Source organism: Sodalinema sp., from assembly GCF_046483825.1.
Classification (GTDB): Bacteria; Cyanobacteriota; Cyanobacteriia; order Cyanobacteriales; family Geitlerinemataceae; genus Sodalinema.
The window spans coordinates 1-13,529 of sequence record NZ_JAWOCL010000287.1 but is presented as its reverse complement, the minus strand read 5'-3'; the positions used below and the strand labels follow the sequence as shown (position 1 = coordinate 13,529).

10 protein-coding genes are annotated in these 13,529 nt (G+C 52.4%); 4 read left to right on the top strand and 6 right to left on the bottom strand.

Going from position 1 to position 13,529, the window contains the following annotated elements; translation table 11 throughout:
• Positions 1-152: 152 nt before the first annotated feature.
• Both R6U67_RS18405 and R6U67_RS18400 read left to right on the top strand, forming a co-directional pair.
• The gene (locus R6U67_RS18405; RefSeq protein ID WP_410253895.1) at positions 153-1,133 is read left to right on the top strand and encodes an adenosine kinase; all 981 of its coding nucleotides are present in this window, start codon (positions 153-155) and stop codon (positions 1,131-1,133) included.
• 70 nt (positions 1,134-1,203) lie between these two features.
• Positions 1,204-2,724, top strand: a complete 1,521-nt coding sequence (locus tag R6U67_RS18400) for an AAA family ATPase (RefSeq protein ID WP_410253894.1) — start codon at positions 1,204-1,206, stop codon at positions 2,722-2,724.
• A gap of 34 nt (positions 2,725-2,758) precedes the next feature.
• On the opposite strand, the gene R6U67_RS18395 is transcribed toward R6U67_RS18400, so the two are convergent.
• Positions 2,759-3,214 (bottom strand): DUF2214 family protein, encoded by a 456-nt coding sequence (locus R6U67_RS18395; RefSeq protein WP_087708324.1) that lies wholly within the window; start codon positions 3,212-3,214, stop codon positions 2,759-2,761.
• A 419-nt stretch (positions 3,215-3,633) separates the two neighbouring features.
• Positions 3,634-3,801, bottom strand: a complete 168-nt coding sequence (locus R6U67_RS18390) for a hypothetical protein (protein ID WP_410253893.1) — start codon at positions 3,799-3,801, stop codon at positions 3,634-3,636.
• Between the two features lie 176 nt (positions 3,802-3,977).
• On the opposite strand from R6U67_RS18390, the gene gltB reads away from it, so the two are divergent.
• Complete coding sequence (gene gltB, locus R6U67_RS18385) at positions 3,978-8,630, top strand: glutamate synthase large subunit (protein WP_410253892.1); 4,653 nt, start codon at positions 3,978-3,980, stop codon at positions 8,628-8,630.
• 344 nt (positions 8,631-8,974) lie between these two features.
• Positions 8,975-9,574: a Uma2 family endonuclease gene (locus R6U67_RS18380; RefSeq protein WP_410253891.1), complete on the top strand. Its 600-nt coding sequence runs from the start codon at positions 8,975-8,977 to the stop codon at positions 9,572-9,574.
• Between the two features lie 11 nt (positions 9,575-9,585).
• Here R6U67_RS18380 and R6U67_RS18375 read toward each other — a convergent pair whose 3' ends face one another.
• From R6U67_RS18375 to R6U67_RS18360, 4 genes are all read right to left on the bottom strand, one after another.
• The gene (locus tag R6U67_RS18375; RefSeq protein ID WP_410253890.1) at positions 9,586-10,377 is read right to left on the bottom strand and encodes a DUF6816 family protein; all 792 of its coding nucleotides are present in this window, start codon (positions 10,375-10,377) and stop codon (positions 9,586-9,588) included.
• 44 nt (positions 10,378-10,421) lie between these two features.
• Entirely contained in the window at positions 10,422-11,993 is a 1,572-nt protein-coding gene (locus R6U67_RS18370; RefSeq protein ID WP_410253889.1) for a CapA family protein, read from the bottom strand.
• Between the two features lie 125 nt (positions 11,994-12,118).
• Positions 12,119-13,249 carry a tetratricopeptide repeat protein gene (locus R6U67_RS18365; protein ID WP_410253888.1) on the bottom strand — a complete coding sequence of 377 codons (1,131 nt, stop codon included), beginning with the start codon at positions 13,247-13,249 and terminating at the stop codon, positions 12,119-12,121.
• A gap of 105 nt (positions 13,250-13,354) precedes the next feature.
• On the bottom strand, positions 13,355-13,529 hold a 175-nt coding region (locus R6U67_RS18360; protein WP_410253896.1), incomplete at its 5' end, for a cupin domain-containing protein.

Below are 13,529 nucleotides of genomic sequence, written 5' to 3'. Positions count from 1 at the left end.
CCTCCTGCCTCTTGCCATCCCCTCTTGGGAGGGGTTAGGGGTGGGTTATGCCTCTTGCCATCCCCTCTTGGGAGGGGTTAGGGGTGGGTTATGCCTCCTGCCTTCTTCCCCCTGTTCCCTGTTCCCCGTTCCCTGTTCCCTTCTTCTAAATCATGTCCAAATACAACCTTTATGCCCTCGGTAATGCCCTCGTTGACTTTGAATTTGAGTTAGATGAGGCCAAACTCTCTAGCCTCGGAATTGATAAAGGGGTGATGACTCTCATTGACGAAGATCGTCATCATACCCTGGTCAGTGAACTGGCTCCCCATGAAGTCAAGAAAGCTTGCGGCGGTTCATCGGCGAACACCGCGATCGCCGTCAGTCAGTTTGGCGGCCGTAGTTTCTACTCCTGTCGCGTCGCCAACGACGACAGTGGCCTGTTTTATCTCGAAGACTTACAACGATGTGGCGTTGACAGCAACATTAACCCGAACGCTCGCCCCGACGGCGTCACCGGCAAATGCTTAGTGTTCGTCACTCCCGACGCCGATCGCACCATGAACACCCACCTCGGGATTGCGGCCGAGTTTTCCAGCCAGGAGTTAGTTCCCGAAGCCATCACCGACTCTGACTATCTCTACATCGAAGGCTATCTCGTCAGTTCCCCCACCGGTAAAGCCGCCGCCATCGAAGCCCGCAACTTAGCCCAAACCTCTGGCGTCAAAACCTCCCTGTCTCTCTCCGATCCCAACATGGTGAGTTTCTTCAAACCGGGATTATTAGAGATGATTGGCGATGGACTCGACTTCCTCTTTGCCAACGAAACCGAAGCCCTTAAACTGGCCGAGACGAATGATCTCAACCAGGCGATCGCCCATTGTCAAACCCTCGCCAAACAATTCGCCATCACCCGAGGCCCCCAAGGCTCCCTAATTTTCGACGGAGACTCTATCATTGAACTCGATGCGGTCCCCGTAAACGCCATCGACACCGTTGGCGCCGGAGATATGTACGCCGGAGCGTTACTCTATGGAATCACCCATGGTATGAGCCTCCCAGATGCCGGAAAACTCGCATCTAAAGCCGCCGCCCGCGTCGTCTCCAGCCTTGGCCCCCGCCTCGAACCTCAAGAAACTCGTTCCCTCCTATAACCGTAAACGGTGGATAGTTGAGCGCACCATGACCCCTCAACTGTCCACCCTCAACCCTTAACGATAAACAATGTCTTCCCTTCCCCCTCTGATTCAACAGATGCAGCAACCGGAGTTTTACCCCCATCCGGTGACGCAACCGATTGAACTCAAACAAACTCATGGCTCGTTTGTTCTGTTGACGGGAGAGTTTGTCTACAAAGTTAAAAAATCTGTTGATTTAGGATTTTTTGACTATTCAACGGTGGAGAAACGGAAGCATTTTTGTCAAGAGGAATTACGTTTAAATCAACGAGGTGCGCCGGGCATCTATTTGGCGGTCTTACCGATTATCCAGCACGGCGATCGCTTTCTCTTAGATAGCAACGAAAATAGCGATAAAGACCCCGTTGACTATACCCTAAAAATGCGACAGTTTCCCAAAGATAATCTCTTTGTGGACTTACTCGATCGCGGGGAACTCACTCACGCTCAGATGGAAGACTTGGGGCGACTGGTGGCTGACTATCACGCTGAAGCAGCCACGAGTGAGGAGATTTCTCAGTTTGGAGAAATTGCCGCCATTCGTGAAGCCATTGACGACAACTATCACTATACTCAAGCCTATATTGGGCGAGTTCAAAGCCAACAACAGTTTCAGGAAACCAAAGCCTATAGCGATCGCATCTTCACAGACCATCCCGACTGGTTTCAAGCGCGAATCGCCAACGGCAAAATTCGCAACTGTCACGGGGATTTACACCTACGCAACATTGCACTTTGGGGCGACCGTATTCTCCTGTTTGACTGCATCGAATTTAACCAATCTTTTCGCTATGTCGATGTCATGTACGATGTCGCCTTTACCGTCATGGATTGTCAAGCCAGGGGACGGGCCGATTTAGGAAACGCTTTCCTCAACACCTACCTCGAATGGACGGGAGATTGGCAAGGATTGCGCGTTTTACCCCTCTATCTCAGCCGTCAGGCCTATGTTCGCGCCAAAGTGACCTCCTTTCTCCTTGACGACGACTCCATCCCCCCCCAGGAGAAAGAAGCCGCCGCTCAGACCGCTGCTGACTATTATCGTCTCGCCTGGAGCTATACTCAATCCAAGTCCGGGGAAATTATTATGATGTCCGGGTTATCGGGGTCAGGTAAAAGTACGACAGGCCGACAAATTGCTCAAAGCCAAGGCGGGATTCAAATTCGCTCTGATGCGGTTCGTAAACACCTAGCAGGTGTTCCTCTCAATCAACGGGGACCTGATGCAATTTATTGCCCCGAAATGAGCGATCGCACCTATAGCCAACTCGCAGACTTGGGGGTTATGTTAGCCGATTTGGGCTGGACCGTCATTCTTGATGCTAAATACGATCGCCGCCGCTGGCGAGACAAGGTTCACGAGCGATCGCAAGCCGCGAACATTACCCTAAAAATCGTCCATTGTCAAGCCCCGTTAGCGGTCTTAGAAGCCCGTCTCCAGCAACGAACTGGGGACATCGCTGATGCAACCGCCGACCTCCTCGCCAAGCAAGCTGAACAGGCGGAAGACTTCACTCCCTACGAGCGATCGCTCCTCGTGGATCGCCCCGACTCTAACCGGAATTAAACACAAGATGATATGGAATCTCAGGGGTTCATTCTTAACGACTCCCAAATCCTCGGGCCATCAAACTCGCAAACAGAGGAATTAGCAAAAATCCCACAATTTCCACACTAACCAGGGTCGATAGCACCTGAAACTTGACTCGACTCAACACCGGCGCCGCCGACTCCCGCAACTCCTTAATCCAGAGAATAAAGGTGATCGTTGGATAAATCGATAACGCTCCCACAAACAAAAATAAACCGATTTTTGTCCAAAAAATGGGATTGTTCATATAATAAGCAGCCCCTTTCCCAAAATAGAGGACGCGCCAAATTCCAGTCACGAGAACCACAATCGCCGACAGTCCATACACAGAATCCGCAATCACAATCCGTTGCGCTTCTTCAAAACTGAGACGTTCTCGAAGACTGATTCGTTCAACCACCAGAGCGGCGATCGCCAACATAAAGGCGATATAGTGAAAATAGGCAACAATAGCACTGTTTAACATTATTAACCCTCTACAAATTCCCAAACAATTCACAGAAAACGCCCATCGACTCCTCAAAAACCAACCCCTAGACTTAGCCAGAGACAAACGGGCCTTGGGCCAGGCCTTGAATCAAACCTTGGACTCGGCCGCCGCAAGACTCAGCGGTTGGGCCAAACCTTGAGCCAAACCTTGGGCCAGGATTTACTCAAAAATGATACTATCATAGTCTCCCACAAACGCAGACGAAAGAGAGACCCCTCAGCCCCCGCCGCGATCGCCAATTCGTCAGCAAACCATTACGCATGTTGCCAGAGTGGGGTATTTTCAACTAAGATTTATGCTCTAAAATCGAAAGAGGTGGTCGAGATCAGCCGTTGTCAGAACGAGATCCAAGGCGTTGTTCCTAACCCAAAGCCGCTTTGCCAACGAATTGACGTTCAAAGCAAGTCCTTGTTAAAACCCCCCTCCCGAATGGGATGGTCAGCTTTACCCGAGGCGATCGTGGCAAATCGTACCTCAAAGCTGACGCTGTAACGTAACGTTTCCGATGCAGATCCCCCCACATCCAGTCCCACATCCAGTCCCACGTACAATCCCACGTACATCCGTGACTCACAATGTCCCACCGGCAACTGTGGGACGTTATCATCTCTGTGACGATCTTCAGGATGGCCATCCTAGACCCTGGGAATCGATCTCCACCCCCAACTCTGACACTTAATCTCTCAAACTATCCCACCCACAAAAAAAGCTAGAATACCCATCACGTAGAGGAACGAACATGGATCGAATGGGCATCAACCGCAACGCAAACCAGCAAACCCCCCCGCAATCAGCCCCCAACCGAGCCGCCAGTGCGCCTCGGGAGGGACAACGGTGGCTCGTTGAAGAGCGAGACGCTTGTGGAGTTGGCTTTATTGCCGCACCGAACGGACAGGGCAACCATGACATCGTCGGTAAAGCCCTCGCCGCCCTCTCCTGTCTCGAACACCGGGGTGGATGCAGTGCCGACAACGACTCCGGAGACGGAGCCGGGATTCTCATGGCCATTCCTTGGACCCTGATTGAACAATGGTGTCAAGAGAACAACCTGACTCCAGGGGTTCGTGAGCGCATGGCCGTGGCCATGATCTTTTTGCCCCAAGACGAAGAAACCGCCCAAGAAGCCCGGGACGTCGTCAACGAAAACCTAGAAAAAACTGGATTTAACATCATCGGTTGGCGTGTAGTTCCCGTCAATCCTGACGTTCTCGGTCCCCAAGCCAAAACCCTCCAGCCGCAAATCGAGCAAGTCATTGTCAGCCATAACGAACTCGACGGAGACGAACTCGAACGGGCCACCTTCTACGCACGGCGTTTGATTGGCAAAAACCTAAACGAGCATCCTGCCATCCAATGGGGCTATAACTTCTACATCTGCTCCCTCTCCAACCGCACCATCGTCTACAAAGCTATGGTGCGCTCAGCCGTCCTGGGAGACTTCTACCGCGACCTGCCAAACCCCGACTGCACCAGCTCCTTCGCCGTCTATCACCGCCGCTTCAGCACCAACACCATGCCTCGCTGGCCCCTGGCGCAACCCATGCGCCTACTGGGTCATAACGGCGAAATCAATACCCTCCTCGGGAACATCAACTGGATGAAAGCCCGTAGCCAAGACCTACAGCATGACCTGTGGGGCGATCGCATCGACACCCTGCTGCCCATCGTTCACGCCGACAACAGCGACTCGGCCAACCTAGACAACGTCATGGAACTGTTAGTGCGTTCCGGGCGCAGTCCCCTCGAAGCCTTAATGCTGATGGTTCCCGAAGCCTACATGAACCAGCCGGAACTCGAAGCCTATCCGGAAGTCTTGGACTTCTACAAATACTACAGCGGCGTTCAAGAAGCCTGGGATGGCCCCGCCCTGTTAGCCTTCAGTGATGGTAAAGTCGTCGGTGCAGCCCTCGATCGCAACGGCCTACGGCCCGCCCGCTACATCCTCACCAAAGACGGCTTCGTGATCGTCTCGTCTGAAGCCGGAACCGTCCCCATCGACCCCGCCAACATCCTCGAAAGCGGTCGCCTCGGTCCCGGACAAACCGTTGCCGTTGACCTCGAACATCACAAACTCCTCAAAAACTGGGATGTCAAACGGCAAGTCGCCGCCAAACATCCCTTCGGCGAATGGGTTGCCGCTCGACCCATCCTCGGAGAACGCCGCAGCGACTCACCCTTTGAAGTCGACGCCGACGCACTGGTTCAACAACAAACCGCCTTCGGCTACACCAAAGAAGACGTCGATATGGTGGTGGTTCCCATGGCCCGGGATGCCAAAGAACCCACCTTCTGCATGGGAGACGACATTCCCCTAGCCGTCCTCTCGGACAAACCCCGCCTCCTCTACGACTACTTCAAACAGCGCTTTGCCCAAGTCACCAACCCCGCCATTGACCCCCTGCGCGAAGGCTTGGTCATGTCCCTGGAAATGAAACTCGGACGACGGGGCAACCTACTCGACACCGCCCCCGGCCCCGATCGCCTCTTGCGTATCGAGAGTCCTATCCTCGGAGAAAATGACCTCAGCGGCATCCGTAACAGCGTTCTCAAGACCGTAACCCTCTCAACCTTCTTTGACCTCAATAGCGGGGCAGAGGGGCTAAAACCTGCCGTAGAAGCCCTCTGTGAGCAAGCCGCCGCCGCTATTGAAGACGGGGCTGAAATCCTCATCCTCAGCGATCGCACCGACGCCAACAGCAACCCCAGCCTCATCAACGAAGACAACAGCTACATTCCCCCACTGCTCGCCGTCGGCGCCGTTCACCACTCCCTCATCGGCCGCGGCCTACGCATGAAAGCCTCCCTCGTCGTTGATACCGCTCAATGTTGGAGTACCCACCAATACGCCTGTCTCATTGGCTATGGCGCCAGTGCCGTTTGCCCCTATCTGACCTGGGAAACCCTGCGTCAATGGGTCAACAACGATCGCACCCAATCCATGATGAAATCCGGAAAACTGCCGGAATTGACCCTAGCTGACGTACAAGCCAACTACCGCAAAGCCGCCGAAGCCGGATTGCTGAAAATTCTCTCCAAAATGGGAATTTCCCTACTCACCAGCTACCAAGGAGCGCAAATCTTTGAAGCCATTGGTATCGGGGCTGACGTGCTTGACTTAGGCATGAAGGGAACAACCTCCCGCATCGGGGGTATGACCGTCGCTGACTTAGGGCGAGAAGTCCTCAGCTTCCACAAACGGGCTTTCCCCCATGTCGCCAAATTGGAAAACTACGGCTTCGTCCAATATCGCAAAGGGGGCGAATATCACGGCAACAACCCCGAAATGACCAAAGTGCTGCACAAAGCCGTGCGCGAGCAGCAGTACGACCATTACGAGGTCTATAAAAATCACCTGATGAACCGTCCGGTGACGGCCCTACGAGACCTCTTAGACTTGGAGGGCGATCGCCCCTCAATCCCTTTAGATGAAGTCGAACCCATTGAGGCCATCCTCAAACGCTTCTGCACCGGGGGAATGTCCCTCGGCGCTCTTTCCCCAGAAGCCCACGAAACCTTGGCGATCGCCATGAACCGCATCGGCGGCAAATCCAACTCCGGCGAAGGGGGCGAAGATCCCGTCCGCTTCAAAGTCATCAATGACGTAGACGACAACGGGTTCTCCAACATTCGGCCCCAACTCAAAGGCCTCAAATCTGGCGATACCGCCTCCTCAGCCATCAAACAAGTGGCATCGGGACGGTTTGGCGTCACCCCCGAGTACCTCATGAACGCCAAACAAATCGAAATTAAAGTGGCCCAGGGGGCGAAACCCGGCGAAGGGGGACAACTTCCTGGACGCAAGGTGAGCGAGTACATCGCCATGTTGCGCCGGTCTAAACCCGGTGTCACCCTGATTTCACCGCCCCCCCACCATGACATCTACTCCATTGAAGATTTGGCGCAACTGATTTTTGACCTGCACCAAATCAACCCCGAGGCTGGGGTATCGGTGAAACTCGTCTCCTCCGTCGGTATTGGGACCATCGCCGCTGGGGTGGCCAAAGCCAACGCCGATGTCATCCAAATTTCGGGCCATGATGGCGGAACTGGCGCCTCGCCTCTGAGTTCGATTAAACACGCCGGCAGTCCCTGGGAATTGGGATTAACAGAAGTCCATCGCGTCCTCATGGAAAACCAACTACGCGAACGAGTTATCCTGCGCACAGATGGGGGAATTCGCTCGGGTTGGGATGTGGTCATGGCCGCTCTCATGGGCGCTCAGGAATATGGCTTCGGAACCATTGCCATGATTGCTGAAGGCTGCATTATGGCGCGGGTTTGCCACATGAATAGCTGTCCCGTGGGTGTCACGACTCAACGGGAAGAACTCCGCAAGCGCTTCCCTGGGATTCCTGAGAATGTGGTCAACTTCTTTATGTTTGTCGCCGAAGAGGTGCGATCGCTCCTGGCTCGCCTCGGCTATCGCTCTCTCAATGACCTCATTGGCCGCTCTGACTTGCTCAAAGTTCGTGAAGAGGTGCAGTTGAGCAAACCTCAGTCCATCGACCTCAAATGCTTGACCGACTTACCTCAAGCCGAGAATCGTGACTGGGCCACTCCTCAACCCGTTCACAGCAACGGTCCCGTGTTGGATGAGCAGATTTTGGCCGATCCTGACATCGCCAACGCCATTCAAAACCAAGGTTCCGTCAGCAAAACCATTGAGATTGTCAACACCGATCGCTGTGTAGGAGCGCGCATCGCCGGAGTCATCGCCAAAAAATATGGCAACACCGGCTTTGAAGGACAATTGGATCTCACCTTTACCGGCAGTGCGGGTCAGAGTTTTGCCGCCTTCAACCTCCCCGGAATGGTCTTAACCCTAGCCGGCGAAGCCAACGACTATGTGGGCAAAGGAATGCACGGCGGAGAAATTTGCATCAAACCGGCCTCTGGAACCACCTTTGACCCCGCAGAAAACGTCATCCTCGGCAACACCTGTCTCTATGGCTCAACGGGTGGCATCTTGTTCGCTCAAGGTTCGGCCGGAGAACGATTCGCCGTTCGCAACTCGAAAGGTCAAGCCGTCATCGAAGGTGCTGGTGACCACTGTTGTGAATATATGACCGGTGGTGTCGTCGTCGTACTCGGCCCCGTCGGCCGCAACGTCGGCGCCGGAATGACCGGTGGGTTAGCCTACTTCCTCGATGAAGATGGCAAGTTCCCCGCCAAAGTCAACCCGGAAATTGTCAAGATTCAGCGGGTTTCGACCCCAGCCGGTGAAGAGCAGTTGAAGTCTCTGATTCAAGCTCACGGCGATCGCGGCAGTGCCAAGGCTCAACGGATTCTGGAGAACTGGTCAACCTATCTACCTCAGTTTTGGCAGGTGGTTCCTCCGAGTGAGGCCGACTCTCCCCAAGCGGCTGAAGCGAAAGCGTTTGCCAATGCCTAGTTGAGTGAGTCGGTGGGTTAACCCCGTTGGCTGCTTCTATTGGCAAACTCTAATTCCCAAAACCCCCCTGCCGATAACAGGGGGGGTTTTTTCAAAAATGAAGTAGTAATACGGAATCCATAGACCCTATCTATTTCCTCGTGACTTCCCCCCTATTTCCTCGTGACTTTTCCTCGTGACTTGGCTCTGCCAAGTCATGCTCTGCTGGAGGCTCTGCCTCCCGAGTAGGCGGCAGAGCCGCCCAGAAGTCCGTGTCACGGCTAGAGCCATGACACGAGCGGTAAGAGGATTCCCTGTTCCCTGTTCGCTAGAATATAGCTAATCGATGGAGGATAAAACCTGAAATGACAGCAATTACGGTTGAACGCCTACACAGCTTTGAAGACTATCTTCAGTATGATGATGGAACCGCTCAACGTTACGAATGGATACATGGAAGGTTAGAACCAATAAATCCCCCGAGACTGGAACATTTTTTAATTGCTAAGTTCATTGAGTCCTGTCTGGAAGCAGAAATCAAACGTCAGGGATTACCCCGGATTTGCTTTCGAGATGCCGGTGTCAGAACGGGGCCAACCAAATCTCGTTTAGCGGATGTCTGTGTGGCGACTCTTGAACAAGCTCAGGAGATGAGTCAACAATCGTTGGTGTTCCAAACCCCTCCGTTGCTAGTGATTGAAATCGTCAGTCCCGAATCAGTGAACCGCGATTATCGCTACAAACGCTCGGAATATGCCGCCGCTGAAATCCCTGAATATTGGATTGTTGATCCAATGGTCAATCAAATCTCGGTGTTGCGCCTAGAGGAAGGGTTATATGAAGAGAGTCAGTTTACACAGACACAACCCATTGTTTCTCAACAGTTTGCAGACCTAAACTTGACGGTGGATCAGGTATTTGCGGCCGCCAATTTAGGGACATCCTCTTCAGAGTCACCCTCCTAATTGAGCCTCATCTAAGGTGAAGCCGACCCCGACGATCGCCGCAAGTCTAAATGATAGCGATAGAGCGCAACTGGACTTCCGTTAGCACGAAAATAGGCGGGATCTTTAGGAGATAGATAAATGGCCGTCAGTTGTTCAGCTTCGAGATGATCGGCATCCTGTTTTTGATAGTCGGTCGTGGTTTCAACTTCATTAAAATAGATTTGTCCAGGACTGCGAAACACTTGATAGATAATTTCGGTCGAGAGAAAGCGATCGCTCTCAGGTTGTTCACGATTGCGTCCCCGCACCACCGAGACTAATTCTTGTCTTCCCGCCATATCGATAATCTGACGGTTAGGATTCTCAGAATCGGCGATAATCTTAATGTCACTCTCCTCACCAAAATAGGCTTGACTGATATTTTCACTATTAAAGGTGCGATCGCCGACCACTAAACCCGTCTTTTTCTGAGGTTCAAAGCGAACTTGAAACGTCAGCGGTTGATTGAGATAACGGCGATTTCCTTCAAAGCCAGGACTCTTTAAATCCGGCGCTAAGGGAGCCTCTAACTGCAACAGGGTACTCGTCACATCCCAGGTTCCAGCCATCCAGTCGGGATAGACTAACTCCTCTTTGTTCACCACCGTAACCGTGGGTTTCCGTTGCCAATAGGGGAAGCGCTCAACGCGATCGCTCAAGGAATCGGCCCAAGCACTCGGCATCCCCAACAGCCAAAACACTGCCAATAAACAGAGTCCTTTATAGACCCGTTGCGTCAAACAATGTTGCGTTAAACAATGTTGCGTCAAAAAACGTCTCACAATCAGTTTATAATATAAGTTGCCCTAAATAGGCGAGATCAACCCTATTTTACAAGGATTTGTCCCTGTTCATCAATCATGATGGGAGCATTTGGGAAATCAGTCTGAGTTAAATTGCGAATTAAGTTGACTGTCCGAAATTGACCGTCCGGCACCGGAATACCCGTATTCCCTAAATGAATCGGAATAATCTGTCCCGAAATAAATTCGCCTTCTAAGTTTAATTCAACCTCTAAAATCAAAGAATAGGCTAACGCTCCCTCCGTTGAAAGGGTCTGATAACCCACAAAATCAGCCAAAGAATAGGCAATTAAGCGGTCATTATACAAGTTAATCGCTCGGGGAATATGGGGACCATGACCTAAAATTAAATCCGCCCCCGCGTCAATCGCCTCGCGAGAAAAGCCAACGATATTGCCACGATCTTCACTGAGGAAGTATTCCTGGCGATCGCTCACGTGCATCGCCCCCGTTCCTTCCGCCCCAGCGTGAATCGACAGCACAATCACTTCAGCTTGTTTATCCGCTTCAGCAATCAATTGTCGAGCCAACTCGATATTATTAATATCATTATGAAAATCGTAGGTACTAAAGCCAATAAACGCGATCGTCACATCCTCTACATCTAAATAGGTGATTTGATAGCGTTCTCCAACCGTAGCAATACCCACCTCATTGAAATTCCGAATCGTATCCCGCAAACCAATTTCACCAAAGTCCATCGAATGATTATTCGCTAAACTGACGATATCAAAACCGGCCTCCTGAAAAAGATAGCGGTAGTCGGGAGGCGATCGAAAGGCAAATTGGGTGCCGCGACTGGTATCTTTGGGACTATTGGGATGATCCGTTAGCGTACTTTCATAATTACCAAATAGAATATCTGCCCCCTGTAAGTCTTTCATCACATTCGCAAAGAAAAGACTCGGATCAGCCGGGAGGCGATGACTGGGATAGTTGGTTCCCAAAATCATATCTCCCACCGCTTTGATGCGAATTGAACTGGGAAGATTAGGGGTGGGAATCTCAGGCGTTTCTGGAAGAACCTCACTGAGATTGGTTTCGGCGGGAGATTGGGGTGAGGACGATGGCGTTAGGCGATCGAGGTTTTGCGAGATCGTCGCCAAAACCGTTTGTCCGAGTTGGCGACTCTGACCCTGTAACTGACCGTGATCGAGGAGTCCCCAAAGTCCCCCAAAGCTGAATCCTAGCAAACTCAGGGCGGAAACCCGCATCACCAGGCGATTCGAGCGGGACTGAGACGATGGGGCCGCCGCTGGAGTCTGGGGGGACTCGGACGATTGAGGCGATCGCGGTGTAAACTCCCTCAAGGGATATTTATAAGTCCAATCCGGCTCATGCTGTCCCCAGCGTCGCCCATAAATCACGATCGCCTGCACCCCCGCCAGATGACACTGTTGCACCGCTCGTCGTGCTAAGGGAATACAGACTGTTCGGTCAGGAATAACGCGAGCTTCAAATAACACCTGTAACCAGGGATTGCGTTGTTGCAGCCGTACCGAAATCTCATCAGACAGTAAGGCTCGGTCAATCCCTTGAACAATTGACCGTAGCTCAGTTGTTGGGTCATTATGGCCTTGTGGGTAAGCTTCCACCGCGCTGACATCTCCCCCTTATGACTTGCTCCTTTGTATCACAGATGGGAGGCCCCAGAACCCGGATCATTTGATTGGTTCTTGCTCCCCCTCAAGTCCCCCAGTCGTCGAGAGATTGACAAGACTTAAGACCCCTGCGGTCCCCGGCGACGGTAACGCATCCAAGCCGCACCACTATACAGTTGAAAAGCAGGGTCCCAATGACTCGCTTCGTTGCGTTCAATGTCAATATACGGTTTAATGCCCTCCATGAGAAAATGGAAGTCGATCGCCGTTTCAGCAAATTGCATGAAGTCCGACCAGATCAGACCATCACTGAGTTGATGATCAAACACCTTGATAATGCCATTCCAGTTAATTCGCAAGGTGGCCGCTCGTAGTTTACCAATTTGCTGCTGTTGTTCCGGGGAAAAAATCACCCCCTTGTCAAACTCGTAGGAGCGATCGCAAAAACGCAAAATCACCCCCCGCTTCGGGAGATGCAAATCGCACATTTGCACAAAATCTTGAGTTTCGGGTTTACGTTTGATCTGATCCTTCGTGCGGCGGCTGATGTCATAACTCACCGCGTTAATAAACAGAGGGATTCCTCCCCGCACCTGTTGGCGAACCTCGGCCCAGTCAAAACTAAACTTTCCTTGACGATTTTCGCGATCGCGACAGATGACCACCGGTTTCGGTGTCAAAGATTGCACATAATCGACGCGCCAGACATTTAACTTGGCGATCTCCGTTAACGACGCGGTAAACGCGCAGATATCCGTTGCGGCCAACTCCCGTTCATACACCTGCAACTCCGCCAGGGGGCCAGTACGATACAGCCGCCAACCCCGAACCTGCAAAATCAGACGCGCCGCATAGGCCTCAACGTCAAACACCCGCGCCAATTGTTGCGCGGCCTGTTTACGGCGTTCCTTGGGCGTCGCTTCTAGCACCAAAACCCCCGCTTCCTCGGGATCTGACTCGGCTTTGGCGGCGGCGATCGCCTTCTCTCGCTGTGTTTTGCGTTTCGTCTCCAGCCGCTGCATTCCCTGTCTGGCTTGATTCAGGATTCGAGGCGAACTGTTATCTCGTAATACAACTCGATAGGCTTGTTCGGCCTCATCGAGTCGTTGAGTCTCTTCGTAGAGGCGAGCAATATAAAACCGCACCCAGGGATTTTCGGGCATTGTTCGATATAAAACTTTGAGATGTCGGGAGGCGCTACGATAGTCTCCTGTCTCCAAAGCCGCGATCGCATCTTCGAGAGAAGGCATAGTGTCAATGACGTGTTAATCGTTAACCGTCAACGATTAATAGTGATCGTCAAACTCAACGGCTGAACTGAGTTCGACCACTATTATAATAGCCCGTTTTACCGCTTAAGCCGTTAACGTCAGCAAAAACGTCAGGTTTTCCGACGCCACCAGCGCATGGGGCGCGTTCGCCGGCATAAAGACGAAAACACCCGGTTTGAGGGCGATGGGTTTTCCGTTTAACGTCAGGGTTCCCGTCCCCTCAATGACGGTCACCGAGGCGTTACGAGTGGCCGTATGT

Coding starts and splice junctions, on each gene's coding strand:
- R6U67_RS18395 (WP_087708324.1), bottom strand. CDS start 3,214: ATGTTAAACAGTGCTATTGTTGCCTATTTTCACTATATCGCCTTTATG.
- R6U67_RS18390 (WP_410253893.1), bottom strand. CDS start 3,801: ATGTACGTGGGATTGTACGTGGGACTGGATGTGGGACTGGATGTGGGG.
- R6U67_RS18400 (WP_410253894.1), top strand. CDS start 1,204: ATGTCTTCCCTTCCCCCTCTGATTCAACAGATGCAGCAACCGGAGTTT.
- R6U67_RS18380 (WP_410253891.1), top strand. CDS start 8,975: ATGACAGCAATTACGGTTGAACGCCTACACAGCTTTGAAGACTATCTT.
- gltB (WP_410253892.1), top strand. CDS start 3,978: ATGGATCGAATGGGCATCAACCGCAACGCAAACCAGCAAACCCCCCCG.
- R6U67_RS18365 (WP_410253888.1), bottom strand. CDS start 13,249: ATGCCTTCTCTCGAAGATGCGATCGCGGCTTTGGAGACAGGAGACTAT.
- R6U67_RS18405 (WP_410253895.1), top strand. CDS start 153: ATGTCCAAATACAACCTTTATGCCCTCGGTAATGCCCTCGTTGACTTT.